Here is a 1,573-nt window from a genome sequence, read left to right as displayed (position 1 = left end):
ACACTCGCAGCATTTTCGGCAATGGCATCAGCGAGTTCGCGCTGGCGGTCGAAGCCATGCACAGCCCGACACAAGTGGCTGCATACCTCAATATCGGCCACGGTAGCATTGCGAACGTCGTAGCCGGCGAACTGAATGTTGAGCGGTGCTCCCTGAAGCATCGACAGCGGCTCTCGGGCTTGGAAGCCAAGCCGCGTGTAGAGACAGAGCGTGCGGTTATTATATGCCGGCTGGCTCAATCGGATGCCAGCGACGTTGGCCCTCATGGCATGATCCATCAACGCTTGCATGAGCCTGCGACCGATTCCTCGATTTTGGACGGTGGGATCAACCGTAATCGGTCCAATACCAGCGATAGGCGACCGGGCGGATTCAAACTCCGTAGCGAACAGCACCGCCGTTTGGTGTCTTGCCCCCGCTGACCAGTTTGGCAAGCAGGCTGTTGAAGGCCTCATTCGGCGTGGCGTAGTCGAGTGTCTTCCTGGGCCGATCGTTGAGGCTGGCGGCGACCAGGTCGAGCTCGCTCTGGTCCAGCCCGGCCAGGGAGCTGCCTTTCGGCAGGTACTGGCGCAGCAGGCCGTTGGTGTTCTCGTTGGCGCCCCGCTGCCAGGGTGAGTGCGGGTCGGCGAAGAAGATGCGCATGCCGGTCTGCGCGGCCAGGCCTGCATGGCCAGCCATTTCCTTGCCCTGGTCGTAGGTCAGCGTCTTGCGCAGCGGGGCGGGGATGGCGTTCAGCGCGCCGGCAAAGGCCGAGGCTGCGACCTCGGCCTTGCGGGTCGGCATATGCACCAGCACGACCAGACGGGTGGTGCGCTCCACCAGCGTGCCCACGGCGCTGGCGCCCCCGGCACCGAGGATGAGATCGCCCTCCCAGTGCCCCGGCACCAGGCGGCCCTCAATCTCCTCAGGCCGCTCCTTGATGTTGGTCATGTTGCAGAGCTTGCCGCGCCGTTCGGAACCCTTCGGCTTGCGGCCTCGCACTGGCTTGGCCTGGCGCAGATAGGACAACAGCTCGCGCCGCAGTTCGCCGCGCGGCAGGGCGTAGAGCGCGGTGTAGATCGCCTCGTGCGAGACCCGCAGGCCGGAAGGCTGCTCCATGCCATTCTCAATCCGTTTGCGCCGACCCGAGATCTGCTCAGGCGACCAACCAAGCCGCAATAGACGGGCGATCTCGGCGAACAGCGGCCCATCCGGCATCAGCCGCGGCTTGCGGCCGGACCGGCGGCGGCTGGCCGCGGCATCCGCTTCGGCCGTTGCCGCCAGGTAGCCCGCGGCATCGCCGTGCCGCCCGATCTCATCGCAGATCGTGCCCGACGAGCGGCCCAGCTCCCGCGCGATCAAGCGGATGCTCCAGCCGTCCCGCCGCCGCAACTCGATGAGCGTGCGATCAACCACCGTCAGCCCACGTCTCTGAACTGCCATCGCACCACCGTAAACCTTTCAGGGCAACGCTGGTGTTCGCTACGAAACTCGAATCCGCCGAGTTTATCGAAGAAGAGCCCATGCTTGGCTATGAGCCAGCCGAGCCTGCCGCCGAGCGACAGCCCCGCGACGACACGTTGTGACCGCTACC

At 65.4% G+C, this 1,573-nt stretch carries 2 protein-coding genes; both read right to left on the bottom strand.

Annotated elements, in window-relative coordinates; all coding sequences use genetic code 11:
- On the bottom strand, positions 1-455 hold a 455-nt coding region (locus VF632_RS14220; RefSeq protein ID WP_331023573.1), incomplete at its 3' end, for a GNAT family N-acetyltransferase.
- A complete protein-coding gene (locus VF632_RS14215; protein ID WP_331023572.1) occupies positions 373-1,422 on the bottom strand; it encodes an IS30 family transposase in 1,050 nt (349 codons plus the stop codon). The genes VF632_RS14215 and VF632_RS14220, both read right to left, overlap by 83 nt.
- Positions 1,423-1,573 lie beyond the last annotated feature (151 nt).

This window comes from Longimicrobium sp., from assembly GCF_036388275.1.
In the GTDB taxonomy this organism is placed as follows: Bacteria; Gemmatimonadota; Gemmatimonadetes; order Longimicrobiales; family Longimicrobiaceae; genus Longimicrobium.
Note: the sequence above shows the minus strand (reverse complement) of the source record. Positions and strands in the feature narration are given on the sequence as shown.

Coding starts and splice junctions, on each gene's coding strand:
- VF632_RS14215 (WP_331023572.1), bottom strand. CDS start 1,422: ATGGCAGTTCAGAGACGTGGGCTGACGGTGGTTGATCGCACGCTCATC.